27 protein-coding genes are annotated in these 23,531 nt (G+C 46.2%); 18 read left to right on the forward strand and 9 right to left on the reverse strand.

Annotated features, from left to right (window positions below):
- The first annotated feature begins 67 nt into the window (after nt 1-67).
- A complete protein-coding gene (locus AZ602_RS03780; protein ID WP_158245114.1) occupies nt 68-577 on the forward strand; it encodes a DUF4442 domain-containing protein in 510 nt (169 codons plus the stop codon).
- 24 nt (nt 578-601) lie between these two features.
- On the opposite strand, the gene AZ602_RS03785 is transcribed toward AZ602_RS03780, so the two are convergent.
- Nucleotides 602-1,303 (reverse strand): phosphoglycolate phosphatase, encoded by a 702-nt coding sequence (locus tag AZ602_RS03785; RefSeq protein ID WP_103033779.1) that lies wholly within the window; start codon nt 1,301-1,303, stop codon nt 602-604.
- Nucleotides 1,304-1,817: 514 nt separating this feature from the next.
- On the opposite strand from AZ602_RS03785, the gene AZ602_RS03790 reads away from it, so the two are divergent.
- Nucleotides 1,818-2,363 (forward strand): porin family protein, encoded by a 546-nt coding sequence (locus AZ602_RS03790; RefSeq protein ID WP_103033780.1) that lies wholly within the window; start codon nt 1,818-1,820, stop codon nt 2,361-2,363.
- Between the two features lie 166 nt (nt 2,364-2,529).
- Here AZ602_RS03790 and gluQRS read toward each other — a convergent pair whose 3' ends face one another.
- The 6 genes from gluQRS to AZ602_RS03820 form a co-directional block, all read right to left on the reverse strand.
- Nucleotides 2,530-3,453, reverse strand: coding sequence for a tRNA glutamyl-Q(34) synthetase GluQRS (gene gluQRS, locus AZ602_RS03795; RefSeq protein WP_103033781.1), 924 nt, complete (start codon nt 3,451-3,453; stop codon nt 2,530-2,532).
- Nucleotides 3,454-3,467: 14 nt separating this feature from the next.
- A complete protein-coding gene (gene dksA / locus AZ602_RS03800; RefSeq protein WP_078317824.1) occupies nt 3,468-3,887 on the reverse strand; it encodes an RNA polymerase-binding protein DksA in 420 nt (139 codons plus the stop codon).
- Between the two features lie 256 nt (nt 3,888-4,143).
- Nucleotides 4,144-4,953, reverse strand: coding sequence for a metallophosphoesterase (locus AZ602_RS03805; protein WP_103033782.1), 810 nt, complete (start codon nt 4,951-4,953; stop codon nt 4,144-4,146).
- On the reverse strand, nt 4,946-5,743 hold the full coding sequence (locus tag AZ602_RS03810) for a metal ABC transporter permease (RefSeq protein WP_078317826.1): 798 nt from the start codon (nt 5,741-5,743) through the stop codon (nt 4,946-4,948). The genes AZ602_RS03805 and AZ602_RS03810 overlap by 8 nt, the downstream gene beginning before the upstream one ends.
- Before the next feature lie 9 nt (nt 5,744-5,752).
- On the reverse strand, nt 5,753-6,514 hold the full coding sequence (locus AZ602_RS03815) for a metal ABC transporter ATP-binding protein (RefSeq protein WP_103033783.1): 762 nt from the start codon (nt 6,512-6,514) through the stop codon (nt 5,753-5,755).
- Nucleotides 6,495-7,025: a Fur family transcriptional regulator gene (locus AZ602_RS03820; protein ID WP_103033784.1), complete on the reverse strand. Its 531-nt coding sequence runs from the start codon at nt 7,023-7,025 to the stop codon at nt 6,495-6,497. Before AZ602_RS03820 ends, AZ602_RS03815 begins: the two co-directional genes overlap by 20 nt.
- Nucleotides 7,026-7,610: 585 nt before the next feature.
- On the opposite strand from AZ602_RS03820, the gene AZ602_RS03825 reads away from it, so the two are divergent.
- The 12 genes from AZ602_RS03825 to AZ602_RS03880 all read left to right on the forward strand — a co-directional run bounded on the left by AZ602_RS03825 (nt 7,611) and on the right by AZ602_RS03880 (nt 18,983).
- Nucleotides 7,611-8,537 carry a metal ABC transporter solute-binding protein, Zn/Mn family gene (locus AZ602_RS03825; protein WP_103033785.1) on the forward strand — a complete coding sequence of 309 codons (927 nt, stop codon included), beginning with the start codon at nt 7,611-7,613 and terminating at the stop codon, nt 8,535-8,537.
- A 12-nt stretch (nt 8,538-8,549) separates the two neighbouring features.
- Nucleotides 8,550-9,062, forward strand: a complete 513-nt coding sequence (locus AZ602_RS03830; protein ID WP_103033786.1) for an ATP synthase subunit I — start codon at nt 8,550-8,552, stop codon at nt 9,060-9,062.
- A 585-nt stretch (nt 9,063-9,647) separates the two neighbouring features.
- Nucleotides 9,648-10,517 (forward strand): F0F1 ATP synthase subunit A, encoded by an 870-nt coding sequence (atpB, locus tag AZ602_RS03835; RefSeq protein ID WP_103033787.1) that lies wholly within the window; start codon nt 9,648-9,650, stop codon nt 10,515-10,517.
- Nucleotides 10,518-10,564: 47 nt separating this feature from the next.
- A complete protein-coding gene (gene atpE, locus AZ602_RS03840) occupies nt 10,565-10,810 on the forward strand; it encodes a F0F1 ATP synthase subunit C (protein ID WP_003658962.1) in 246 nt (81 codons plus the stop codon).
- A 91-nt stretch (nt 10,811-10,901) separates the two neighbouring features.
- On the forward strand, nt 10,902-11,369 hold the full coding sequence (locus AZ602_RS03845; RefSeq protein ID WP_078317832.1) for a F0F1 ATP synthase subunit B: 468 nt from the start codon (nt 10,902-10,904) through the stop codon (nt 11,367-11,369).
- 12 nt (nt 11,370-11,381) lie between these two features.
- On the forward strand, nt 11,382-11,930 hold the full coding sequence (locus AZ602_RS03850) for a F0F1 ATP synthase subunit delta (RefSeq protein ID WP_078317833.1): 549 nt from the start codon (nt 11,382-11,384) through the stop codon (nt 11,928-11,930).
- A gap of 34 nt (nt 11,931-11,964) precedes the next feature.
- Nucleotides 11,965-13,509 carry a F0F1 ATP synthase subunit alpha gene (gene atpA, locus AZ602_RS03855; RefSeq protein ID WP_078317834.1) on the forward strand — a complete coding sequence of 515 codons (1,545 nt, stop codon included), beginning with the start codon at nt 11,965-11,967 and terminating at the stop codon, nt 13,507-13,509.
- Between the two features lie 83 nt (nt 13,510-13,592).
- Nucleotides 13,593-14,465: a F0F1 ATP synthase subunit gamma gene (atpG, locus tag AZ602_RS03860; RefSeq protein ID WP_078317835.1), complete on the forward strand. Its 873-nt coding sequence runs from the start codon at nt 13,593-13,595 to the stop codon at nt 14,463-14,465.
- 30 nt (nt 14,466-14,495) lie between these two features.
- Complete coding sequence (gene atpD, locus AZ602_RS03865; protein ID WP_078317836.1) at nt 14,496-15,917, forward strand: F0F1 ATP synthase subunit beta; 1,422 nt, start codon at nt 14,496-14,498, stop codon at nt 15,915-15,917.
- An 81-nt stretch (nt 15,918-15,998) separates the two neighbouring features.
- Entirely contained in the window at nt 15,999-16,418 is a 420-nt protein-coding gene (locus AZ602_RS03870; protein WP_078317837.1) for a F0F1 ATP synthase subunit epsilon, read from the forward strand.
- A 103-nt stretch (nt 16,419-16,521) separates the two neighbouring features.
- A complete protein-coding gene (locus tag AZ602_RS03875) occupies nt 16,522-17,214 on the forward strand; it encodes a response regulator (RefSeq protein WP_369803863.1) in 693 nt (230 codons plus the stop codon).
- An 80-nt stretch (nt 17,215-17,294) separates the two neighbouring features.
- Entirely contained in the window at nt 17,295-18,983 is a 1,689-nt protein-coding gene (locus AZ602_RS03880; protein WP_103033871.1) for an ATP-binding protein, read from the forward strand.
- A 19-nt stretch (nt 18,984-19,002) separates the two neighbouring features.
- On the opposite strand, the gene AZ602_RS03885 is transcribed toward AZ602_RS03880, so the two are convergent.
- Nucleotides 19,003-20,412 carry an ATP-binding protein gene (locus tag AZ602_RS03885; protein WP_103033789.1) on the reverse strand — a complete coding sequence of 470 codons (1,410 nt, stop codon included), beginning with the start codon at nt 20,410-20,412 and terminating at the stop codon, nt 19,003-19,005.
- Nucleotides 20,413-20,647: 235 nt separating this feature from the next.
- Between AZ602_RS03885 and rpsP the strand changes: the two genes are divergently transcribed.
- The 4 genes from rpsP (at nt 20,648) to rplS (ending at nt 22,892) form a co-directional block, all read left to right on the forward strand.
- Nucleotides 20,648-20,896: a 30S ribosomal protein S16 gene (gene rpsP, locus AZ602_RS03890; RefSeq protein WP_078253324.1), complete on the forward strand. Its 249-nt coding sequence runs from the start codon at nt 20,648-20,650 to the stop codon at nt 20,894-20,896.
- 117 nt (nt 20,897-21,013) lie between these two features.
- On the forward strand, nt 21,014-21,577 hold the full coding sequence (gene rimM, locus AZ602_RS03895) for a ribosome maturation factor RimM (protein ID WP_103033872.1): 564 nt from the start codon (nt 21,014-21,016) through the stop codon (nt 21,575-21,577).
- Between the two features lie 68 nt (nt 21,578-21,645).
- The gene (trmD, locus tag AZ602_RS03900; protein ID WP_103033790.1) at nt 21,646-22,398 is read left to right on the forward strand and encodes a tRNA (guanosine(37)-N1)-methyltransferase TrmD; all 753 of its coding nucleotides are present in this window, start codon (nt 21,646-21,648) and stop codon (nt 22,396-22,398) included.
- 125 nt (nt 22,399-22,523) lie between these two features.
- Nucleotides 22,524-22,892, forward strand: a complete 369-nt coding sequence (rplS, locus tag AZ602_RS03905; RefSeq protein ID WP_103033791.1) for a 50S ribosomal protein L19 — start codon at nt 22,524-22,526, stop codon at nt 22,890-22,892.
- Nucleotides 22,893-22,954: 62 nt separating this feature from the next.
- Here the strand turns inward: rplS and AZ602_RS03910 are convergent, their stop codons facing one another.
- A complete protein-coding gene (locus AZ602_RS03910; RefSeq protein ID WP_103033792.1) occupies nt 22,955-23,380 on the reverse strand; it encodes a pilin in 426 nt (141 codons plus the stop codon).
- Between the last annotated feature and the right edge of the window lie 151 nt (nt 23,381-23,531).

The raw sequence follows: 23,531 nt of genomic DNA on the forward strand, positions 1-23,531 counted from the left end.
TATCTGTGGCAAAATGAGGCATTTTTCAAGTCGTTTTAGGCAGTATCGTTAGCATTGGAGTGCGATCGTGTTCACCCGTACCAAGTCAAAGCTGGATAAGTTGATCAAGCAAGGCAAAAAGACCACCTATCTGCAGCTGTTGCCGCACCTACTCAAAGGTCGATTGAATGCTTTTGCGCCGTTTGTTGGCGCGGGCATTCGAGTGCAGACGATGGATCTGGATAACGGGCTGTGTGTCGTGAGCATGCCATTGACTCGCCTAAATAAATCTTTGGACGGTGCGCAGTTTACAGGCAGTATGCTGATGATGACCGAGCCATTTTTAAAACTGATCTTAAGCCATCGCTTAGGTCGTACTTATCAGGTCAGTGATCATTCGCTGCAAATTGAATTTTTGGCAGAGACGCACAGCACTGTTACCGCACGCATGCGCATCGACACCACTGAGGTGATGGATATTATCCATGAGGCCAAACAAGGCACCGTGATGCGCAGCTATGAAATTGTCATCAGCGATGCCCATCAAAAACCCATCGCCAAAGTCACCAAAAGCCTGATGATCCGCCTGATATCCTAGGACGGGTGATGCTTTGGCTGCTCGCTATGCTTTGATTGGTGCCATCATCAGCAGATAATCTGTCAGCGCATCAAAGTCATCAAAGGCTGCATCAGGACGCATCTGATCGATCGGCTCACCATAATTATAGCCATAGCGCAGAGCCAGCGTCATCATGCCTGCTGCTTGACCTGCTAGGATGTCATTTTTTGAATCGCCGACCATGATGGCAGCCTCTGGTGCCACACCCAGCTTTTCACAGATGTGTAATAATGGCGCTGGATCGGGCTTTTTTAGCGCCAGAGCGTCGCCACCAAGCACCACATCGAACGCTGTCTGCCAACCAAAATGCGCCAAGATCTCAGGCAGATAGCGCGCAGGCTTATTGGTACAGATCGCAAGCTGAAATCCTGCAGCCTGTAGCCGCTCGATGCCCAAGGATACGCCATCATAAGCCACTGTCGCATCGGTGCTACAAGCAGCATACTCTCCCAAAAATATCTCATGCGCCTCATCAAGCTTGTTGGCCTCGATTCCATGGGCTGCCAGTGCGCGCTCAACCAGCTTAAGCGAGCCATTGCCCACCCAGCTTTTGATGGTCTCGATGGGCATGTCAGGCAATGACAGCTTGGCATACATCCGATTGATGGCAGCGGCCAGATCGGGCGCGCTGTCGATGAGTGTTCCATCTAGATCAAAAATGACCAGCGTTTTTTGAGTGGTATTCTTTTTTTGGGTAGTATTCATAGTAATCCTAAAAAAACAGATGCCATATCAGTCATTGACAGCTTTGTCGCCAATGATCCGCCAAAATTGATTGTAACACAGGCACTTAATTTTGGCCAAAAATCATTCGCCAAGCAACAATTCGGCCAATTATCATTGATATTTAGCGATGATGGCGGATTTTTATCAGGACTATGATAAAAATCCAAAAAAATTTTGCCCAGATGATGACTTTTGCGGTGGCAGTGACCAAATTATCAATAAAAATTCGCCATCTAAGACAATTTTATCCAAAATCAGTGGTGAAATCGGGTAATAATGGCGAAAAAATGCACGTCTTTAGAGACAATTGCAACAATTTATTGCAAAATAACGGATTCTTTTACTGCCATGGGTGGATTTTTTGCAAAACTTTACACAGCACCTATAAAACACGCACAGTCAAACCGAAATATTTTGTTACTATGAACCCATCGTTTAAGACGGCGGATAACTCATCCAAAGTCTGATAAAGTCAACCAAAAGGAGAAAAACGATGAAAACTCTATCAAAAACTCTACTAGCACTTTCAGCATCTTCATTGATGGTTTTGAGCGCCAATGCTGCGATCAGCTACGGCAGCACAGCAGCAGCACAGCCTTATGTGGGCGTAAAAGTTGGTCAAATCGATGCTGACCAAATCGATGGCAACAACACCGCTTATGGCGTGTATGGCGGCTATAACTTCGATCAAAACTTCGGTGTAGAAGCTGAGTTTATCGGTTCTGACAGCAAAGATTTTAATGTCGGCAACCGTCCAGTAGAAGGTGATGTGAAGTCTTATGGTGTCTATGGCACTTATAACTACAACTTCATCAACACCCCATTTTATGCCAAAGGCAAATTGGGTGTGGCTAAGACTGAAGTGGATGTGAATAGCCGCGATGCAATTCCATATAATGTCAACAGCGACAAGACTAGCCTAGCAGGTGGTGTAGGTATCGGCTATAAGCCAACCTCAAATGTGGGCGTAGAAGCCAGCTACAACTACCTATCTAAAGATGCGACCATGATCGGTCTGGGTGCACACCTGACTTTCTAATCAGAGCATCTGATGATACAGCTAATTCATAAGACCAAATCTTGGCTTTATGAGACTAAAAAGACCTCGGGGATGACCTGAGGTCTTTTTATTTATCTGGATTAAATGCCTATGAGGACAGGGCGGCGACACAAAAAGCGTCTGAGTAGCCATCAAGATGTTTTGATCAGTGTATATGACTAGGCAGCTTATGCTGATGCATCAGCGGCGTATGATCCCAATGACTGATGGCATGCGCCAAAATCTCACTTGGCGTGGCAAAGAGCATCTCGGGCGTGGTGTCTTGACCTAGCAGCGTCAGTGCCTGATACAGCAGGGCAGCTGGCTGCGTGGTGTCAATCGGTGTGGCCAGATTTTGTTTGGAGAGCTTTTGACCATTGTCGCCATAAAGCAGTGGTAGATGATAAAAATAACTCGGCACAGGCAGCTGACACAGCTTTAAAATATCAATCTGCGCCACCGTCATCGGCATGATATCAATCCCACGCATGATGTGGGTGATGCCTTGTAACCCATCATCGATGGCACAGGCTAGGATATAATTGAACATCTGATTTTGGCGCTTAACCACGACATCACCGAGACTTTTGGCAGGATTATCCCAAATCACCCCTTGAATGCCATCGACAAACGCGGTCATCACATCGGGTAGCTGTAGGCGGATTTTGCTGTCAGGGTGTTGCCAATCGTGGTGCTTGTGCAGACACAGGCGTGGATAGATGATAGGGCTATTTAGCCCGTGCGGTACAGGGTTGGATAGTCGATGAGCATCAAGTTGTTTGCGTGAGCAATGACAAGCATAGCTGATCTGAGATAATCGCTCGTGCAAAAATGCTTCATAAATCGCTGCTCGATCCGACTGATACACCACCTCACCATCCCAGTGCAGTCCAAGCGCATCCAGATCATATAAAATGCTGTCGGCATATTCAAACTTGCAACGCTCAAAATCGACATCCTCAATGCGCAGCAGCCACTGACCACCCAGTGACTTGATATGACAAAAGCTCGCTACGGCAGTCGTCAGCGAGCCTAAGTGTAGATGATGAGTCGGAGAGGGAGCAAAGCGCCCAATCAAAGCGGCAGTCATCGGTGGGCGATGGGTTATTGACCGTGGTTTTGCTTTTCTTTGATTTCTGACAAGGTCTTGCAGTCGATGCACTGGGTGGCAGTTGGTCGTGCTTCTAGGCGACGAAGTCCGATCTCAGTGCCGCAAGTCTCACAAAAACCATAATCACCAGTCTCGATCTCGGCCAATGACTTTTCAATTTTACGGATCAATTTGCGTTCGCGGTCGCGTGTGCGCAGTGCCAGCGCAAACTCTTCTTCTTGCGTGGCGCGATCATTGATGTCTGGCATGGTGTTGGTTTCTTCATGAATATAAGCCTTGGTGCGCTCAGCTTCAGTGACCAATTCTTCGCGCCAGTTTTTTAGGATGGTGCGAAAATGTGCCAACTGTGCATCAGACATATAATCTTCATCTTTGGTTGGCTGATAAGGGGTAAAAGTGGCTGCGTCTGACATCCCGTGTAATCCTTATGGGTGGGCAAGCGTTCAGCAAATAAGCTTTTAGCTTTCAAAAAGCCGCTTGGCGGCAAAAACTCAAATACTGTATCAAAAAAAGGTGCAAATGGCTAATGCCGATTTGGAATTAATTAACAAGAAAATTAATCTAAAAAGGAAAATCAACCACCAATGGCGTCAAAAACGCCAGCTTTAGGGTCGATTAGCGCATCTCTTCGTTTGGCCATCTCATGCACAGCATAGATGAAAGCCAAAATTAGCAGGTATTTTGCAGTCTTTTTATGTAACTTGATAGTGCCCCTGTGTTATCAATCTGTATCATGCGAAAGCCTGCTGCGATGTCATCGATGGCGAATGTCTGTATCCGCGGCGCAAATTGACGATCGGTCGATGGGCAGGTGAGCAGTTTAACAGGGTGGCTGATGGCTGGTTGTAGCTGCCATGCTTGATGTACATGGCCGCAAACGATGGCTTGGACATGAGGATGTTTGTCAATGATCTTCCAAAAGTCATCGGTATTTGACAGTGCCAAAGCATCGATCCAAGCTGAGCCAACGGGCAGCGGATGATGATGTAGCGCGATGAGGGCGGGCGAGGTATCTTGTTGTAGCGTCTGATCCAGCCAAGTCAGTGCCGAGGCCGTGATAGCGCCATGGGTCTGACTACTGATGGCAGAGTTTAGCATCAATAGCTGCCAGCTCACGGTATCTAGCTTGTGATGATGGCAGTCTAACAGGCGCGCATCTGGCGTCAGCGGCAAGTGCAGCCGCTGATCATAAGGCAGGCCAATGCCGATCTCATGGGTGACATCGTGATTGCCTGCGATGGCAAAATATGGCGCGCCAAAGTCTGAAAACTGTGCAAACAGCCAATCATAAGCCTCGCTGTTGCCGTCATTGACCAGATCGCCTGTGAGCAGCCATAAATCAGGCTGGTGAGCTTTGGCCAGATCGAGCACCTTCAAAAATCTGTGATAGCTAGGCGCGTGTCCGATGCGTCCAGTTAAGTGAAAGTCAGACAGTTGTGCGATGCGCAAGCAGGTTGGTGGGGTGATCAAATCAGTCATGATGGAATTTTTTGAGGATAAAGGTGCCAAAAAATCCGATCGAGAGCATCAGCACGATGGCAAGACCTGTTTGGATATCCAGCCACACACTGCCCCAAATGCCAACAGTGACGGCGACTTGGGCGAACAGCATCGCCATCAGCACCATGGCTTTTGGAGAGGTGGCGAATAATCGTGCGATCAATGCAGGTAAAATCAACAGGCCGCTGATCAATAGACTGCCGACTGCCTGTAGCGCAACTGCACAAAAGCCGGCCAGCAGGCCCATAAAAAACACATGCTGCTGTAGAGGATTGATGCCTTGGATTTGGGCAAGCGCCTCAGAAGTGGCAAGCTTAACTTGAGCCTGCCAGATGCTGGCCAATATGATCAGACCAACAAAAATCATCACCGCCAATCTTGGCAAATCTGCCCAATCAATGTCAAGCAGACTACCAAACAAAAAGCCCAAAACATTGGCCTGTTGCTGCGTCAGCTGCGTGAGTGTCAATAGACCTAGGCATAACAAGGTCGATGCCAGCACCGCCAAGATGGCGTCATTGGGCAAGCGTTTGTCTTTTAATATTGTCAATGCGATGATCACCAAAATACTGATGATGCCGATGCCAAGGTCTGTCGGCAGCTGTAGCCAAACAGCCAAAGCCACGCCCAACAATGCGCCATGCGCCAAAGTATCGGAAAAAAACGCCATGCGCCGCCACAGTACCAAACAGCCCAAAGGCGCTGATAATAAAGCGATGAGTGATCCTGCAATCCAAGCAGGGGCGATGATGGGCAGCCATTGATTCATGTGTGATACTTATAAGCGGTGACTGTGATCGGGATGATCGTGGTCAAGATGATGTTCACAGTGGGTGTGTTGATGGATATATGGAGCTTGATAGCCGAATAACTGAACAAACTCAGGCGTAACAGCCACTTGACTTGGCACACCTTGGCAGCAGATGTGTTTATTTAGGCAAATGACGCGGCGAGAGCCTTTCATTACCCAGTGCAGATCGTGCGAAACAACGAGCATTGCGCAGCGCAGAAAATCAGGCAGCGTATCCAAAAATTGATACAGCCAGCTTTCGCTTTCAGGATCCAGCCCTTGCATCGGCTCATCTAAGATCAACAGCTTGGGACGATCAAGCAGGGCGCGCGCCAGCAGCACGCGCTGAGTTTCGCCACCAGACAGATGCTTTAGCTGCTTATTGAGCAAAGGGGCGATCGACAGCTGGGTGAACAGATGATCTTTTTGCTCAGCAGTGAGTTTCTTGGGATTGGCTTGCTTAAGCAAATCCATCACACGAAGCGGCAAAATCGCAGGCACATCAAAACGCTGCGGCACATAACTGATGTCGCGCGTGTTTTTGGTGATGCTGCCGCTGCTGGGTTTGAGCAGTCCTAAGATCAGCTTTACCAAGGTGGATTTGCCAGCACCATTTGGGCCGATTAGACTGATCATCTCATCGGCGTGAATGGTCATACTGACGCGGCTCACCAGATCTCCATCACTGACGCGATAGCTGACTTGATCGAGATCTAAAATGATGGCTTGATCACTGAGTGCTGCAGTCACGGCAGATGCCTTTTAATTCGATGACGCTTCTTTCGACGGTGAATTTGGCATCATTAGTGGCAAAATTCATGATCTCATCGACAGGTATGTTGCTGCACTCTTCGACTTTTTCACATTTTTGACAAATTAAAAATGCCGCTGCGTGCGCCGCTCTGGGATGGCAGCAGGGCACATAGGCGTTCATGGACGACAGCTGATGAATCAAGCCTTCGCTCAATAAAAACTCCAGCGATCGATACACCGTCGGCGGTGCGATGTTGGTGCGCTTATCAGAGCCATCCATCTGGCGGCTGGCTTGTAAGGCGCTGATCAGATCATAAGCACCCATAGGCTTGGCAGCAGACAAAATCAGCGCGTACACTTCTTCGCGCAGCGGCGTAAATCGCGCACCGCGTGCCAGACAGTGCGCTTTGGCATCGGCCAGACGCTGCTCGACATTGCCGTGTGCATGATGCACATTATGGTGGTGACAATCTGAATGATGACAGTCCGAGGTGTTACTTGTGTGCATAAATTTCTTCTTAAAACAAGGATGGCTTTGGGGATCATCCACCAAAACGCATCACCAAATAACGCCAATCGGTACAATGAGAATCACCGCCGTCCGCCAGTGTTGCTCAGCTGCAATGGATCTTGTCGTTATGTTATAGCTCATAAACCTGCTATTATACCCATATTTTTGAAAGATGACCACATTTAGCCAGCCAAAACACAGCAGCATTGTGTGTAAATATTGTAAGCATAAGATGCTGAGCCAAAGCACTCAATCCTTTGTAGTGCATCGCATGCGCCCTTAAGCGTGTGCAGATATGATTCTTTAGTATTCAGACAGTCAAAATAAAGCGCTGGTGCTTTTGGTTATGTTGTTATATAATAACAAATGCTCCACAGGTGCTGCTTATCTGTGTATCATCGACTTGATATGAGTGCGCTGGATCTGTGCTATAATGGCTCTTTAGGCAGGTAATACCTTGTCAGATGTGCTGTTATTTTATAAATTTAATAAAATATGATACAAGCTTGGCTGCTTTGATCGCATGATTGATGCATGCTTGTTAATCGACCAAGTTAAGCTTTTGACCTTTTTAATGATGATATGAATAAATTATCCAACACCCAAAAATCTCACACCGTCTTAGCCATCACTCAACGCTTGCGTGCTTTATCCAAAAAAACCCTGCTAAAAAGCGCCTTGGCAGTGGGCGGCCTGTTGTGTTATGCCGCCCAAGCTGGTGTGGTCAGTGTCAGTAATTATCCACTTGCGCTGCTAAGCCATGAGGTGACTCAAGGCCAGCGCGATGCACAGGTGCTACTGGATGCTGGCGATGTCGGTCATCATGGTTCATTATCGCCAAGTAAGGTTAAGCTCATTGAGGACAGTGATTATGTGGTGTGGTTTGGGGAATCTTTAGAGCAAAATTTGGTCAAATCCTTGGCGGATGCACCCAATGCCATCTCATTATTAAAATTCAATGCCTTTGAGCGCTTGCCATTGCGCCAGATTGATGGCACGGCGCGCGCACAGAGTGAAGATGCGCACATTTGGTTGAACCCTGAAAATGCAAAAGCCATCGTGCGTGCTTTAGCGGTGGTGCATGGCCATGCTAATCCCCAGTTCAAAGCCTATTATGCCAAAAATGCAGCCGATTTTCAGGCGCGCATGGATGCGGCGGTGTCAAGTATTCAGGTGCCAAGCAGCAAGCCGTATTGGGCGCATCATGATGCTTTTCAGTATCTTGAATCGGCCGCAGGGCTGCGTTTTGCTGGCGCATTGACCCCTGATCATCACCTAAATCCCAAAGCCTCACAGTTTAAATGGCTCAATGACACGCGACCACAAGCACAGATGTGCTTGGCAGCCCAAAGCAGCGTCTCTGATGGCGTCAAAAATAAACTGGGCAATGTCACTGTCACCATACTCCAAGAAGACTTAAGTGGCTTAGGCGAGGATTTTATCAGCGCTTGGCTGATGCAGGCGCGTGCATTGCAGGCGTGCGTCGGGCATACAGTGAATGAGACATAATTCAGCAGTTGTATGAGCTTGATGGCACTTGCCTGTCATGAGCATCGGGATTATAATGACTCAATTCGCCAATTTATCATTGGCACATCATTCATCTATTCACAGTTCATAGGCTTGGCACGACACATGACAATCCCAGCTCATCGCTCAAAAAAAGCAGTCGCCATCAGTGCCCAATACCGCCAACTGTGGCCGCTCATCGCGCTTGTGGCGCTTGCTGTGATCATCAGTCTAATCACAGCAGATGCCCAGTGGTTGATCGCCAAAGGCGCTGCGGCAGGTGCAGTGCTATCCTTTGTCGCACAAAGTGCGTTTACGGTGGTGGCTTATCACACGGTGGGCGCTCGATATGCCAAGCAGATCATGCTAAATACCTATCTTGGCATGGCCATCAAATGGCTGATCAGCATCGCAGGTTTTGCGTTGATTTTTTTGGTTTTGACGCCGATTCATGCGCCTTCGGTGATCGCGGGCTTTATCCTTATGCAGATCAGTCAGGCGATCGGGCTTATGCGCCTTAAGTGATCGCTCATTGGCTTAACCCTTAGATCGCCCCAAATAAATCCACACTCTGAATGCTTGTATCAAAAATATCAATCATTCGTCACGATCATCTCCAGCCAAAGCCTATGTTAATTGGCATCAAATTTCATCATGATCCAGTAAGATTTTATTTGATTTGATGATACGAAGCGATAAGACGCTAGATTTAGTAAACATTGACAAAATTCTTGAAAATAGCTTGATACCAAAATTTTTTGACGAAAAATTCGATAAAATTATGCATTTTTACCATAAATTTGCAAAATTTCGGCAATAAAATATCGTTTAGCTCTTTACATATTGCCAACACTCAAGTAAGATACTCTGTTAGTTACAAGTGCAATTTATTGTTACGATTTTCATAATCCTTTATGAAATTGATTGATTTTTTAAATCAATGCCAAGTATGGAATTTGTCGAAAAATGACGGACAAGGGAAATACACCGAACTGGTTTATATCAATTTGGTCGGCTGCAATGGATTGAGAGTGTTGAATAGTAACTTCGTTTTTTGATTTGGCGTTTATCTCCAATTTTTCTTTTTCGAGTAAAAATAAGAAGCTTATTATGGCAGCCGAACAGACATCTACAGAATATATTGCTCACCATTTGACGAATTGGGCTTATGGATTGCACCCAGAAAAGGGCTGGAAAGTGGCGTATGACGCAACTGAAGCTGCTGAGATGGGTTTTATGAAAATCCATGTGGACTCAATGCTGTGGTCGATTGGCTTGGGTATTTTCTTTTTGGCGCTTTTTTGGGCGGTGGGTCGCAAGGCGACTTCGGGCGTCCCAACGAAGCTGCAGGCTTTTGTTGAGTTGATTGTTGATTTCGTGGACAACAGTGTTCGTGAATCATATAATGGCCCATCAAAGCTGATAGCACCGCTGTCATTGACGATTTTTGTGTGGATTTTCTTGATGAACTTGATGGACCTTGTGCCGATTGACTGGATTCCAAGTCTGGCAATGTGGGTGGGTTCATTGATGGGTCATGATCCGCAACATGTATATTTCAAAATCGTACCAACAACCGATCCGAACATCACTTTGGGTATGGCGATTGGTGTATTCTTCCTAATCATTGGTTTTGGTTTGAAATATAAAGGCGTTGGTGGCTTTATTGCAGAATTTACTTTGCACCCATTTAGTGCAAAAAACCCAATTTTGCAAGCTATCTTAATCCCGATCAACCTAGTACTAGAAATCGTTACCTTGTTGGCAAAACCAATTTCATTGGGTCTGCGTCTATTTGGTAACATGTACGCAGGTGAGCTGATTTTCATCTTGATTGCACTGATGCCATTCTGGATTCAGTGGGCGCTGAGTGTGCCTTGGGCAATCTTCCATATTCTAGTTATTACCCTTCAGGCGTTCGTATTTATGATGTTGACGATTGTATATCTCTCGTTGATCTCAGCAGAATCCGAACATTAATTTGAAACTTTTTTATAACCCTTAATTTTAGGTCATAAGGAGACATCATGGATCCAGTAATCGCACAGTACACCCTACTTGCAGTCGCTCTACTAATCGGTGCAGGCGCACTAGCAACAGGTATCGGCTTCGCTATCCTAGGCGGCAAATTCCTAGAAAGCACAGCTCGTCAACCTGAACTAGGTTCACAACTTCAAACCAAAATGTTCATCGTGGCAGGTCTACTTGACGCCGTACCAATGATTGGTGTTGGTATTGCAATGCTTCTATTGTTCGCCAACCCATTCGCATAAGCTGAAACCGTCAGTTTAACGACCACCTTTGTTTTGATGAGTCAAGCAAAGGTGGGCATCACCTGACTTTCACTAACCACGAGGTGATTGGATGATCAATTTAACCATTTTCGGTCAGTTGATTGCTTTTGCGATTTTCGTGCTGTTTTGTATGAAATTCGTATGGCCACCACTGATCGGCGCGATTAATGAGCGTCAAAGAAAAATCGAAGACGGCTTAAATGCCGCAGAAAAAGCAAAAGCAGATTTGGCTTCAGCTGATAAGCAAATCGAAGCAGAATTTGCAGCTGCAAAAACTGAAGCTGCTTCTATCATCGAGCGCGCAAATAAAACTGCCAATCAGATGATTGAAGATGCCAAAGAACAAGCTCGTCTAGAAGGCGAACGCATCATTGCTGCAGCACATGCTGCTGTTGAGCAAGAAGCTGCACAGACTCGTGAACAACTGCGTTCTCAAGTTGCCAGCCTTGCAGTGCTTGGTGCTGAAAAGATTTTGCAAGACAAAGTCAATGAACAAGAACACGCCAGCATGCTTGAACAGTTGGCGGCTAAGCTGTAATTAGAGGATATCATGGCTGAACTATCTACCTTAGCAAGACCATATGCCAAAGCAGCATTTGATTACGCTAAAGAGCAAAATGCAATCAACAATTGGGAAGCCTTTTTGTCGGTTGCAAGCGATGTTGTACGCAATGAAGATTATGCTTCACTGCTGAACAATCCAGCCATTTCTGCTGCACAAAAAGCAGATATTTTGATTGACACCTATGGCAAATTAACAGCAGAGCAAGCATCTCAAGCGTTGGCTAACTTCACAAAACAGTTGGCTGAGCACGATCGTTTGGCATTATTGCCAGAAATTCATGCTCACTACAGTAAGCTAAAATCACAAGAGCTTAAACAGGTTGATGCCTATGTCACTTCAGCCTATCCCCTAACTGAGGCTCAAAGCAAACAATTGCAAGAGCGTTTGGCAATCTCAACAGGTTCGATCGTTATTTTGCATGAATCTGTAGATCCTAGCCTGATTGGTGGAGCGACCATCAAAGTGGGTGACAAGTTTACTGATGGCTCAGTGCGTGGCAAGTTAAAACAATTAAAGACTCAGCTTACTGCGTAAGTAGCGAGCTGTCTAAATCAAAGGAAACAAGGCAATGCAACAATTGAATCCAGCCGAAATCAGCAATCTGATTAAGCAGCGTATTCAAGACCTTGACGTAAGCGCAACTGCAAAAACCGAAGGCGTGATCGTCAGTGTCTCTGATGGTATTGTGCAAATCCATGGCCTAGAAGAAGCTATGTATGGCGAGATGATCGAGTTTGAAGGTGGCGTCTATGGTATGGCGCTAAACCTTGAGCAAGATTCAGTCGGTGCGGTAGTACTGGGTGAGTATCTTAGCCTACAAGAAGGCCAAAAAGCATACTGCACAGGTCGTATCTTGGAAGTTCCAGTGGGCCCTGAGCTACTGGGTCGTGTTGTCGATGCATTGGGTAACCCAATCGACGGCAAAGGTCCGATCAATGCAAAACTGACTGACAAAGTTGAAAAAATCGCTCCAGGCGTTATCGCGCGTCAATCAGTCGATGAACCTGTGATGACAGGTTATAAAGCTGTTGATACCATGATTCCAATCGGTCGTGGCCAACGCGAGCTGATTATCGGTGACCGCCAAACTGGTAAAACCGCACTAGCAATCGATGCCATCATCGCTCAAAAAGATTCTGGCATCAAATGTGTGTATGTTGCTGTAGGCCAAAAACGCTCTACCATCGCCAATGTGGTGCGTAAGCTTGAAGAAACCGGTGCTTTGGCATATACCACAGTTGTTGTTGCATCAGCTTCTGAACCAGCAGCACTACAATATATCGCACCATATTCTGGCTGTACGATGGGCGAATACTTCCGCGATCGCGGTGAAGATGCACTGATTGTTTATGATGATCTATCAAAACAAGCGGTAGCATATCGCCAAATCTCATTGCTACTACGCCGTCCACCAGGTCGTGAAGCATATCCAGGCGATGTATTCTATCTGCACTCACGTCTACTAGAGCGCGCATCACGCGTCAATGCTGACTATGTAGAAGCATTCACCAATGGCGAAGTCAAAGGCAAAACTGGTTCATTAACCGCATTGCCGATCATTGAGACACAAGCAGGTGACGTATCGGCATTCGTACCTACCAACGTAATTTCTATTACCGATGGTCAGATCTTCCTTGAGTCAAACCTATTTAACTCAGGTATCCGTCCTGCGGTCAACGCTGGTATCTCGGTATCGCGTGTTGGTGGTGCTGCACAAACTAAGATCATCAAAAAGCTATCAGGTGGTATCCGTACCGCGCTAGCTCAGTATCGCGAATTGGCAGCATTTGCGCAGTTTGCATCAGACCTTGATGATGCAACCAAGCAACAGCTGGAGCATGGTGTACGCGTAACTGAGCTTATGAAGCAAAAACAATACGCGCCTATGTCAATCGCTGATCAAGCGGCTGTCATCTATGCATCAAACGAAGGCTATTTGGCTGATGTACCAGTTGAGAAAATCGGTGCGTTTGAAGAAGCATTCTTGCGTTATCTGCGCAGTGAGCATGCAGCATTGATGACTGAAATTGATGACACTGCAAACTATAATGACGACATCGAAGGTCGTCTAAAAGCTGCAGTAGAAAGCTTTAAGGCTTCATCAAGCTACTAAGCTAAAGATAAGCAATATGGTGTGTTAGGCGTTGTTTAACGCACCATAAACCCTTTTATAATAAGTCCAGTATTGGAATAATTATGGCAAGCTTAAAAGAAATTCGTGCTAAAGTAACCAGCATCAAAAGTACGCAAAAAATCACGCGTGCTATGCAAATGGTAGCTGCCAGTAAAATGCGCCGAGCTCAAGAGCGAATGGAATCTGGTCGCCCTTATGCTGAAGGTATGCGCCGTGTCATTTCACACTTAGTGCAAGCACAGTCAGATTATAAACATCCTTACATGCAAAACCGTCCGGTGAATCGTGTGGGCTTTGTTGTCGTGACCTCTGATCGTGGTCTGGCAGGTGGTTTGAACATTAACTTATTCAAAAACTTGCTAAAATCAGTCAAGGGCTATCAAGAGCAATCAGTTGAGATTGAGTTTGCAGTCATTGGTGCTAAAGGTGTGGGCTTTTTTAAGAACTTCGGTGGCAAAGTTACCTCGGCAGTGACTGATTATGGTGATAACCCATCACTAGAACAAATCAATACCCCAGTTCAAGCGATGCTTGATGATTATGCTAATGGTAAATTGGACCGCATTTATTTGGTATATAACCAATTCATCAATGCGATGGCTCAAAAGCCAACAGTAGAACAAATCGTACCACTGGCAGAAGGTGAGTTTGAAGACGATGCGCTTCAATCACACAGCTGGGATTATATCTATGAGCCAGACACCAAAACCCTCATTGATAGCTTGCTTTTGCGCTATATCGAATCCGTGGTGTATCAGTCAGTGCGTGAAAATATCGCGTCAGAACAATCAGCTCGTATGGTAGCAATGAAAGCAGCAACAGATAATGCTGGTAACTTAATTAAAGAACTACAGTTGGTTTATAACAAGCTGCGTCAAGCGGCGATTACCCGAGAGATCTCGGAAATCGTTGGCGGTGCTGCCGCTGTTTCTTAATTGACTAATATTAGATAATAGGAGAACGCAATGAGCGGTCGTATTGTACAGATTATTGGCGCGGTTATTGACGTTGAATTTGACCGTGGTCAAGTACCACAAATTTTCGATGCATTGAGCGTCGATGGCACCGAAACCACCCTTGAAGTGCAGCAGCAGCTAGGTGATGGAGTGGTGCGTACCATTGCAATGGGCTCAACTGAAGGCCTTAAGCGTGGTTTATCAGTATCTAACTCTGGTGCACCGATCTCTGTGCCAGTTGGTCAAGCGACTCTTGGTCGTATTATGGATGTATTGGGTCGCCCAATCGATGAGGCTGGCCCTGTTAATGCTGCTGAAAAATGGTCTATCCATCGTGAAGCACCAAGCTATGATGAGCAATCAAACTCAACTGAACTACTAGAAACTGGTATTAAAGTTATTGACCTGCTATGCCCATTCGCTAAGGGTGGTAAAGTTGGTCTGTTCGGCGGTGCTGGTGTTGGTAAAACCGTTAATATGATGGAGCTGATCAACAACATCGCATTGAAACACTCTGGTCTATCTGTATTTGCCGGTGTGGGTGAGCGTACTCGTGAAGGTAACGACTTCTACCACGAAATGCAAGAAGCTGGCGTTGTTAATACCGAAGACTTCACCAAGTCTAAAGTAGCGATGGTATATGGTCAGATGAATGAGCCACCAGGAAACCGTCTGCGTGTCGCTTTGACTGGTCTGACTATGGCAGAATACTTCCGTGACGAAAAAGACGAAGCCACTGGTAAAGGCCGTGATGTACTGCTGTTCGTTGATAACATCTACCGTTATACTCTAGCAGGTACTGAGGTATCAGCACTACTTGGCCGTATGCCATCTGCGGTAGGTTATCAGCCGACATTGGCAGAAGAGATGGGCTTGCTACAAGAGCGTATTACTTCAACTCAGTCTGGCTCTATTACTTCTGTGCAAGCGGTATATGTTCCTGCGGACGACTTGACTGACCCATCACCAGCGACCACTTTCGCTCACTTGGATGCTACAGTCGTTTTGAGCCGTGACATCGCATCACAAGGTATTTATCCTGCGGTTGACCCGCTTGACTCAACTTCTCGTCAGCTTGATCCTCAAGTCATCGGCGAAGAGCATTATAATGTCGCTCGCGGTGTACAAGAAGTATTGCAACGCTACAAAGAGCTAAAAGACATCATCGCCATCTTGGGTATGGACGAACTGTCTGAAGAAGATAAACTGGTCGTTTATCGTGCGCGTAAGATTCAGCGTTTCTTGTCACAGCCATTCCATGTTGCAGAAGTATTTACGGGTGCGCCTGGTAAATATGTGGCACTTCGTGATACTATCGCTGGCTTTAAATCGATCATCGAAGGTGAGTATGATCACCTGCCAGAACAAGCCTTCTACATGGTAGGCGGTATCGATGAAGTGGTTGCTAAAGCTGAAAAGCTAAAAGCATAATCATCCATTCACAATCAGATAAGCCATCGCTTATTTGATTGTGAAAGTTATCGATAATTGCTGGCTTATTAGGAGAATAACATGGCAACTTTTATGTGCCGAGTTGTGAGTGCACGAGAAGAGCTGTATGCTGGCGAAATCAGTATGCTGATCGCCAACGGCCATTCAGGTGAAATTGGTGTTTTGGCTGGACACACGCCTTTGATCACTTTACTAAAACCAGGTGCCATGCGCATGAAATCAGCCGATGGCCTATCTGAAGAAGTGATTTACGTGTCTGGTGGTGTGCTTGAAGTACAGCCAAATCTGGTGACAGTGTTGGCAGACGATGCAGAACGCGCTCATGATTTGGATGAGGCCAAGATTGCTGAAGCTCGCCGAGCTGCTGAGCAGATGTTGGTAAACCAAACCGACACCCTTCAAACCAATGCTGCTTTGGCTGCACTGGCTGAATCTGTGGCACAGCTGCAAACGATTCAAAAATACAAAAATCGTGCTTAATTTGCTGTCAGCCATCTGCATGGCGAGCAAAGTTTGATTTTTTAATTGTGGTAATGTACATCACCGTAGGATGATTATGACTGCTACCCCTGAAAAAGAAGACATGCCGCGAATCCTCATCGTTGAAGACGATGAGCGATTGGCGATGCTGACTCAAGATTATCTGCGTAAAAATGGGCTGGATGTGGCGATCGAAACTGATGGCACACGCGCCATCCGACGCATCATTGCTGAGCAGCCGGATTTGGTTGTTCTTGATGTCATGTTACCAGGTAGCGATGGCTTGACGGTATGTCGTGAAGTTCGTGCTCAATATCAACAGCCGATTCTGATGCTAACAGCCCGTACGGATGATATGGATCAGGTTTTGGGTCTTGAGATGGGTGCTGATGACTATGTCGCTAAGCCTGCACAACCGCGAGTTCTATTGGCTCGTATCCGTGCTTTGTTGCGCCGTTCTGATACTGCGCCAGTCAAATCCTCGCCACAGCGTTTGGAATTTGGCGATTTGGTGATCGATAATGGCGGTCGTTCGGTGACGCTGAATGATGAGCTTGTTGATTTTACCAGCGCCGAATATGACTTGCTGTGGCTATTGGCATCAAATGCTGGTCGTATTTTGTCTCGTGAGGATATTTTTGAGCGCCTACGCGGCATCGAATATGATGGCCAAGATCGTTCAATTGATGTGCGTATTTCTCGTATTCGTCCAAAAATTGGTGATGACCCAGAAAATCCAAAACGCATCAAAACAGTCCGTTCTAAGGGCTATTTGTTCGTCAAAGAAGGTAATTAATTTCATGCAAGGTGTTTGCATGCAATGATTTGTGCAAAGCCAGCTCCTGCTGGCTTTCATTTTATCGGACGCTGTTTGCTATGACTTTTATGAGCTTCACCGAGCGAAGCATCTTTTTTCGCATCTATGCTGGGCTGCTACTGGTCTGTGTGTCTGTGGCGTTTTTTGCGTATCTTTTGGTTGATACCATCAATCAAGAACGCGCTCAGGCATATCGGGAAAGTGTGGCAACCGGTGTTTTTTATTTGATTGGTCAAGGTGCGCAGCATCAAACTACACCTGCTCAAAGAAATTATTGGCTCAATGACATCAGTATGCTGTTTGGCAGCAATTTTGAAATTGTACCGATGGAATCCATCGAGTTTAAAGCACGAGAGATGCGTCGTATTGAAGAGGCCAAAACTGTCGTCCGCTATGATCACCATGCCAATCAATCTACCTTTTATTATCGCCTTGAGGGTACAGATGAGGTTTTGACCACACGGCTATCACAAGTTGGTGAACGACAAGTCAGAGCGTTGACCATTTTTTTGCTCGATGATTTATCGCATTATCAGGGTTTTGAACAAAAACAAGCGCGATTGAATTATTTGACTGAGAAATTCAGTTATCCCATTTACTTACAATCCATCAATAATTTGCGCTTAGATCCTGACCAGATTGCGCGTCTAAAACGCGATGAATTGGTGATGTCATTTCAAGATGGCATCCGTGGTCAAGGATCGACGATTTCATTTACCGTCGCTTCAGATGTTGAAGATGTGGTTATCGTGGTTGGCCCTGTTGCACTGTTTAATTGGTTTCCGCTGAATTTATTGGTGAGCGTGACCTTGATCTGCGTGTTTTTGATCGCTTTGGGTGTCTATGCGCTGATTTTTCCTTTGGAGCGTCGCTTGCAGTTATTGCAAATGGGCGTCAACCGAGTCACCCAAGGCAATTTGGATACCAAAGTTCAGGTCGTCGGTTATGATGACATTGCGCGACTGTCGATGACTTTTAATGCGATGACAGCGCATATCAAACGACTGATCGAAGCACAACGCGAGCTGACCCGAGCGGTATCACATGAGCTGCGCACACCTGTTGCGCGGATACGCTTTGCTGTGGACATGCTGGCTGATACCGATGATGCAGATTCTCGTCAACTTCAAAAGAATTTCATCGATGAGGACATCGAGTCTTTAAATGAACTGATTGATGAGATTTTGACTTATGCCAAGCTAGAAGAAGGTTCGCCAAAGCTAGATTGGGAGATGGTGAATTTGCGCGAGCTGCTTGAGCAGATCGAACGCGAGACCAATGCGCTTGGCAAGCCCATCAAGCTGGTGTGTCAGCTGCCGCCTGCCAAAGCTGTGGCCATGGCGGATCGCCGCTATCTGCATCGTGTGGTTCAAAACTTAGTCGGTAATGCGCTGCGCTATGCCGAGACGACAGTGATGCTCAGTGCTGATGTTATCAAAGGTGAGGCTTTTATCAGCGTTGAAGATGATGGTCATGGTATCGCCGAAGCAGATCGCGAGAAAGTGTTTATTCCTTTTGCGCGACTCGATGACAGTCGTACCAGAGCCTCTGGCGGCTATGGTCTGGGTTTGTCGATCGTCAGTCGCATTGCATTTTGGTTTAATGCCAATTTAAAAGTGGATGAAAGTCCAAAGCTGCACGGGGCAAGATTCATCATGTCGTGGCCAGTTAAGCAGGTCGGTGTGGTCGTCGCTGCCGATGAGATGACCCAAGACCGCATGCAAAAAACCATCGAAAATAATGGCTAATCCATCAAGCTTGGTGGATCTACTGGGCGACAGTATGCTCATCCGATGCATCTAAAGATGTATCTGGCTCATCGATTTGAGTCATTAATGGAATTTTTACGCACACTTGTAGGCCGCCAGCAGGGTGGTTTGTGGCTTCGACCACGCCCTGATGTAGCTGTGCGATGCGATTGACAATCGCCAAGCCAAGCCCACTGCCTTGGGTCGTGCGCGCAGATTCACCTCGCTCAAATGGCTGCATGATGCGCTCCAATTGATCTTCGGCCACGCCGTCGCCTTCGTCTTTGACGCACAAAATCAGCAAGGGATAATCAGTATCATCGGCGTCAGGATCGATGGCTTGAATGTGCGCGCTTAAATGAATTGGCTGCTCTCCATAACGGATGGCATTATTGACCAAATTGATGATCAGGCGTTTGATGGACAAAGGGCGTACTGGGACTTTTTGACTGATGTCTGATTCATAAATAAATCGCGTCCCTGAAAACTGCACCATGATTTCTTTAAAAATCACATCCAAATTTGTGGGTTTGACAGGTTCATCAGAGCCATCTTTCATAAATGAAATAAATTGTTCTAAAATGGCATCCATGTCCTCAATGTCATAGACTAAGCCCTCACGGAAAAATTCATCTGGTAGCATCTCAGCCGTCAGGCGCATTCGTGTCAAAGGCGTACGCAGGTCATGACTGATACCAGCAAGCATGATGGTGCGCTCTTTTTGTGCTTGACTTAGGGTGCTAAAAAGCCGATTAAAAGCCGTGTTGGCCTTACGAATCTCATTGGGTCCTGTCTGAGTCGGCAAAGTGGTGGCATGGCCTTGGGTGATATAATCGTTGGCCGCGCGCTCAAGCTTTTTAAGAGGGCGATTAAGGCCGCGCACCAGCACCCAAATGGTAAAAATGGTCAATAAAGGAATGCCAAAAATAAACCCTGCCAGCACACCTGAACTGTACTGCGAGTAGTGCATCATCGGCTCACGGATCCAGATGTCAGGATGTGCGCTGTCTTGGATCCATAGTTTTGGTACGGGTTTGAATTTAAAATATACCGACACTTCGCGTCCCAGTGACCGCGAGATCTCATCGGCCATGATCTGCGTCAGATGTGTGACCACAGGCTTGTCGGTGATGTCGGGAAATTCATTGCGATCGGTGATGATGTCGATGTGGGTGTTATTTTCTAGCCAACGCATGAATTCAGGATTATTGCGCCACTCTTCTTTGGCGGATGTCAATAGCTTGATTTCGCTAGCCAGATAGCTTGCGTGGTTTTGGATCTCGGGTAGGTACAGACTACGCCAAAACAGCCATAAGGACAGCGTCACACTCACAAAAACAATAAAAAACACCATCGCCACCGTCTGCATGGTATTTGAGTGCAGGCGATAGCGCAGTCGTGAAAAAAAATGGCGTGTCTTGGTACTCATGATGGCTACATCGATAAAGGCAATAATGCCATTGTACCACAGCTTTTGTGGTGAATTTGTACAATATCATCAAAAGATAAAATTTTACTTTCAAGATGACAAAATTCTTGGTATAATTAACGCCTTTTAGTGGTTCAGGTTCGTAAACGGCTCATCCTCAACTTCATCGAATCTGTATCATGCTCTAATTCTTGCACAAATTATTTTTGTTTTTAAACTTTTTAAGAGAGTTATCATGGTAGTTATTCGTCTAGCTCGTGGCGGTTCAAAAAAGCGTCCATTCTATCAAGTCGTTGTTGCTGACAAGCGTGCAGCTCGTGACGGTCGTTTCATCGAGAAAATCGGCTTCTTCAATCCACTAGCTCGTGGCCAAGAAGTTGAAACTCGCATCGACCTAGAAGCTTACAATGCGTGGATTGCAAAAGGCGCACAGCCAACTGATCGCGTTGCTTCATTGGTTAAAGCATTGAACAAAGCTGCATAATTAGCAAATTTGTCTCAACGGTTTGCACCTAAGTATAAGCGAAGACTTATATCTATGGTGTAAGCCGTTTTGTGCTATCAAATCCCATCGTTTTTTTATTATACATTAAGCCAAATCGTGACTGTTTCAAAACCAAATTTTTCTCGTCAAAGTAGCGCACCAGATGCATCAACGCTGGTTAAAATTGCTACGCTAAAAAAACCCTACGGCATCAAAGGCTGGCTTTGGGTGTTTAGCGAAACTGACGAACGCTCAGGTATTTTTGAAATGTCACCGTGGTGGATGAAGACAGCTACAGGATTTAAGCCTTTGACCGTCAAAGACTGGCGTAACCAAGGGCAAGGTTTGGTGGCGTGCTTTGAAGAGATTGCTGATCGTAATGTCGCTGAGACCATGAATGGCACAACCATTTGGGTATCCAAAGACAGCTTTCCTGAGCTTGGTGAAGATGAGTATTATTGGTCGGATTTGATTGGACTGACGGTGATTAACGAACAAGGTGAAAATCTTGGCGTGATCAAAGAGATGTTCGAGACTGGTGCGCATGAGATCATTTCTGTTAAGCCCAGTGCTGATAGCATTGATCGCGAAGAGCGTCTTATCCCGTGGCATCGTGACATCGTATTGTCAGTTGACTTGTCAGCCAAAACCATGCTGGTGGCATGGGGTGCTGATTACTAACACAGATTACTAGAGCGGATTCGCCAGTGAATCGCTCATATAACCAACCTTGGGATAAATAAGCTGCCGTGTTTTTTGCTGTCATCAGTATTTTGCCTGAGATGTTCGCTGCGATGACTGATTTTGGTGTCGTCGGACGCGCCATCAAAAGACAGCAAGCCAGCATCAGCCTGATTAATCCTAGAGATTTTACGACGGATAATTATCGCCGTATCGATGAGCGCCCCTTTGGTGGCGGACCTGGTATGGTGATGATGGCGGAGCCACTCGAAAAGGCGATTTTGCACGCCAAAGAGTTAGCGCGACAAGCTGGCTGCCGAGTAGATGACGGTGCCTGTCCTGTGGTATATTTATCGCCACAAGGCAAACAGCTTGATGAGCCGAGCGTGGTGCAGATGGCATCACTGGATGGGATGATTTTATTATGCGGTCGCTACGAAGGGATTGATGAGCGATTGCTTGAGCGATATGTCGATACTGAGATTTCTATCGGCGACTATGTGTTGACAGGCGGTGAGTTGCCTGCGATGGTGGTAATGGATAGCGTCATTCGCAGATTGCCACAGGTGATGGGTGATGATCTCTCCGCAGAGCAAGATTCATTTGTAGATGGCTTGCTGGATTGTCCGCACTACACTAAGCCGCTTGATTTTCATGGCGATGGTGTGCCAAAAGTGCTATTGTCGGGTCATCATGCCAATATTGCCAAATGGCGTTTTTTACAACAGGTGAAACGCACGCAACTACGGCGACCTGATTTGTGGGAAAAATTTACACCCACCAAACAGCAACTCAAGTGGCTCAAAGACTTGAAAGATTGATTTTGCCTGTATGGTTCAGGCGTAGCGTCAATTGACGCTTTATGTAACGATGGTATGCGGTCTTTTAACCATTGCCTTTGGGCAACAAAGATTTTAGCCTATGCCATGACAATTGGAGAATTTCCATGAGCAACAAACATCCACTAGTACAAGTTGTTGAAAATGCACAACTAAAAGACCACCCATCATTTGGCCCAGGTGACACTGTTGTCGTTCAAGTCAAAGTTCGTGAAGGTGACCGTGAGCGTCTACAGGCGTTTGAAGGTGTGGTTATTGCTAAGCGTAACCGTGGTCTAAACTCAGCATTCACCGTTCGTAAAATTTCAAGCGGTGTTGGTGTTGAGCGTGCATTCCAACTACACTCACCATTAATCGCAAGCATCGAAGTGAAACGCCGTGGTGATGTACGCCGTGCGAAGCTATACTACCTACGCGATCGTTCAGGTAAATCTGCTCGTATCAAAGAAAAATTGGGCGCGCGTAAAGAAGCATAATCTTGGTACGCTCAAGATAAACCCCGAGTTTTTGACTCGGGGTTTTTATTTCTTTTAAGTTGTCACTGGGTGACTTGAGTTGCTGTACAGCCTTTGGGCGCCACATCGTTATCCAGATCTGTGCCACAAGTCCAGCCTTTGTCGCTGCTATGCGTCCATGTGATGGATTTATTATGAATACTGCTGGCGGCATTTTGGCCAAAGGTGGCTTTAATGGTCGGGCTATCGGTTTCAATGTTGACTTTGATACCGTCTGATACCAGATCACTGCTAGTGCTGCCGATGTCACAATTGCTATTTTGGGTGATGCCTTGTAATCGGCACATATCCACAGCAGTGCGCAGCTGGCTGGTCTCCATCAACACGCGATTGACCTGAGCATTGATGGTGCGTTTTTGGTACTGAGGAATGGCAAACATCGCCAAAACACCAATGATCAAAATGACAATCATCAATTCAATGAGTGTAAAACCTTGTTGAGATCTCATGGTTGTTCCTTGAAATTATAAACTCAAAGTATAAAGATAATGCAATTTTGCCATAAAATTATTGGTCTGACAAGTTTTTTGGTGAATGAACTTCGTCTCCGCGATTTTGGAATTGGTCAGCGTGGATATTTATTGAGATTTCAATGGGTAT

The sequence above is a fragment of the Moraxella sp. RCAD0137 genome, from assembly GCF_002894025.1.
In the GTDB taxonomy this organism is placed as follows: Bacteria; Pseudomonadota; Gammaproteobacteria; order Pseudomonadales; family Moraxellaceae; genus Moraxella; species Moraxella porci.

Excerpts from the sequence above, each read along its gene's own strand:
- atpA (WP_078317834.1), top strand. The coding sequence starts at position 11,965 with ATGCAACAATTGAATCCAGCCGAAATCAGCAATCTGATTAAGCAGCGT.
- AZ602_RS03830 (WP_103033786.1), top strand. The coding sequence starts at position 8,550 with ATGAGCTTGATGGCACTTGCCTGTCATGAGCATCGGGATTATAATGAC.
- AZ602_RS03875 (WP_369803863.1), top strand. The coding sequence starts at position 16,522 with ATGCCGCGAATCCTCATCGTTGAAGACGATGAGCGATTGGCGATGCTG.
- rpsP (WP_078253324.1), top strand. The coding sequence starts at position 20,648 with ATGGTAGTTATTCGTCTAGCTCGTGGCGGTTCAAAAAAGCGTCCATTC.
- AZ602_RS03825 (WP_103033785.1), top strand. The coding sequence starts at position 7,611 with ATGAATAAATTATCCAACACCCAAAAATCTCACACCGTCTTAGCCATC.
- AZ602_RS03850 (WP_078317833.1), top strand. The coding sequence starts at position 11,382 with ATGGCTGAACTATCTACCTTAGCAAGACCATATGCCAAAGCAGCATTT.
- gluQRS (WP_103033781.1), bottom strand. The coding sequence starts at position 3,453 with ATGACTGCCGCTTTGATTGGGCGCTTTGCTCCCTCTCCGACTCATCAT.
- AZ602_RS03820 (WP_103033784.1), bottom strand. The coding sequence starts at position 7,025 with ATGCACACAAGTAACACCTCGGACTGTCATCATTCAGATTGTCACCAC.
- dksA (WP_078317824.1), bottom strand. The coding sequence starts at position 3,887 with ATGTCAGACGCAGCCACTTTTACCCCTTATCAGCCAACCAAAGATGAA.
- AZ602_RS03880 (WP_103033871.1), top strand. The coding sequence starts at position 17,295 with ATGACTTTTATGAGCTTCACCGAGCGAAGCATCTTTTTTCGCATCTAT.
- AZ602_RS03870 (WP_078317837.1), top strand. The coding sequence starts at position 15,999 with ATGGCAACTTTTATGTGCCGAGTTGTGAGTGCACGAGAAGAGCTGTAT.
- atpG (WP_078317835.1), top strand. The coding sequence starts at position 13,593 with ATGGCAAGCTTAAAAGAAATTCGTGCTAAAGTAACCAGCATCAAAAGT.
- AZ602_RS03810 (WP_078317826.1), bottom strand. The coding sequence starts at position 5,743 with ATGAATCAATGGCTGCCCATCATCGCCCCTGCTTGGATTGCAGGATCA.
- AZ602_RS03885 (WP_103033789.1), bottom strand. The coding sequence starts at position 20,412 with ATGAGTACCAAGACACGCCATTTTTTTTCACGACTGCGCTATCGCCTG.
- AZ602_RS03785 (WP_103033779.1), bottom strand. The coding sequence starts at position 1,303 with ATGAATACTACCCAAAAAAAGAATACCACTCAAAAAACGCTGGTCATT.
- atpE (WP_003658962.1), top strand. The coding sequence starts at position 10,565 with ATGGATCCAGTAATCGCACAGTACACCCTACTTGCAGTCGCTCTACTA.
- AZ602_RS03910 (WP_103033792.1), bottom strand. The coding sequence starts at position 23,380 with ATGAGATCTCAACAAGGTTTTACACTCATTGAATTGATGATTGTCATT.
- AZ602_RS03805 (WP_103033782.1), bottom strand. The coding sequence starts at position 4,953 with ATGACTGATTTGATCACCCCACCAACCTGCTTGCGCATCGCACAACTG.
- AZ602_RS03845 (WP_078317832.1), top strand. The coding sequence starts at position 10,902 with ATGATCAATTTAACCATTTTCGGTCAGTTGATTGCTTTTGCGATTTTC.
- AZ602_RS03790 (WP_103033780.1), top strand. The coding sequence starts at position 1,818 with ATGAAAACTCTATCAAAAACTCTACTAGCACTTTCAGCATCTTCATTG.
- rplS (WP_103033791.1), top strand. The coding sequence starts at position 22,524 with ATGAGCAACAAACATCCACTAGTACAAGTTGTTGAAAATGCACAACTA.
- atpD (WP_078317836.1), top strand. The coding sequence starts at position 14,496 with ATGAGCGGTCGTATTGTACAGATTATTGGCGCGGTTATTGACGTTGAA.
- atpB (WP_103033787.1), top strand. The coding sequence starts at position 9,648 with ATGGCAGCCGAACAGACATCTACAGAATATATTGCTCACCATTTGACG.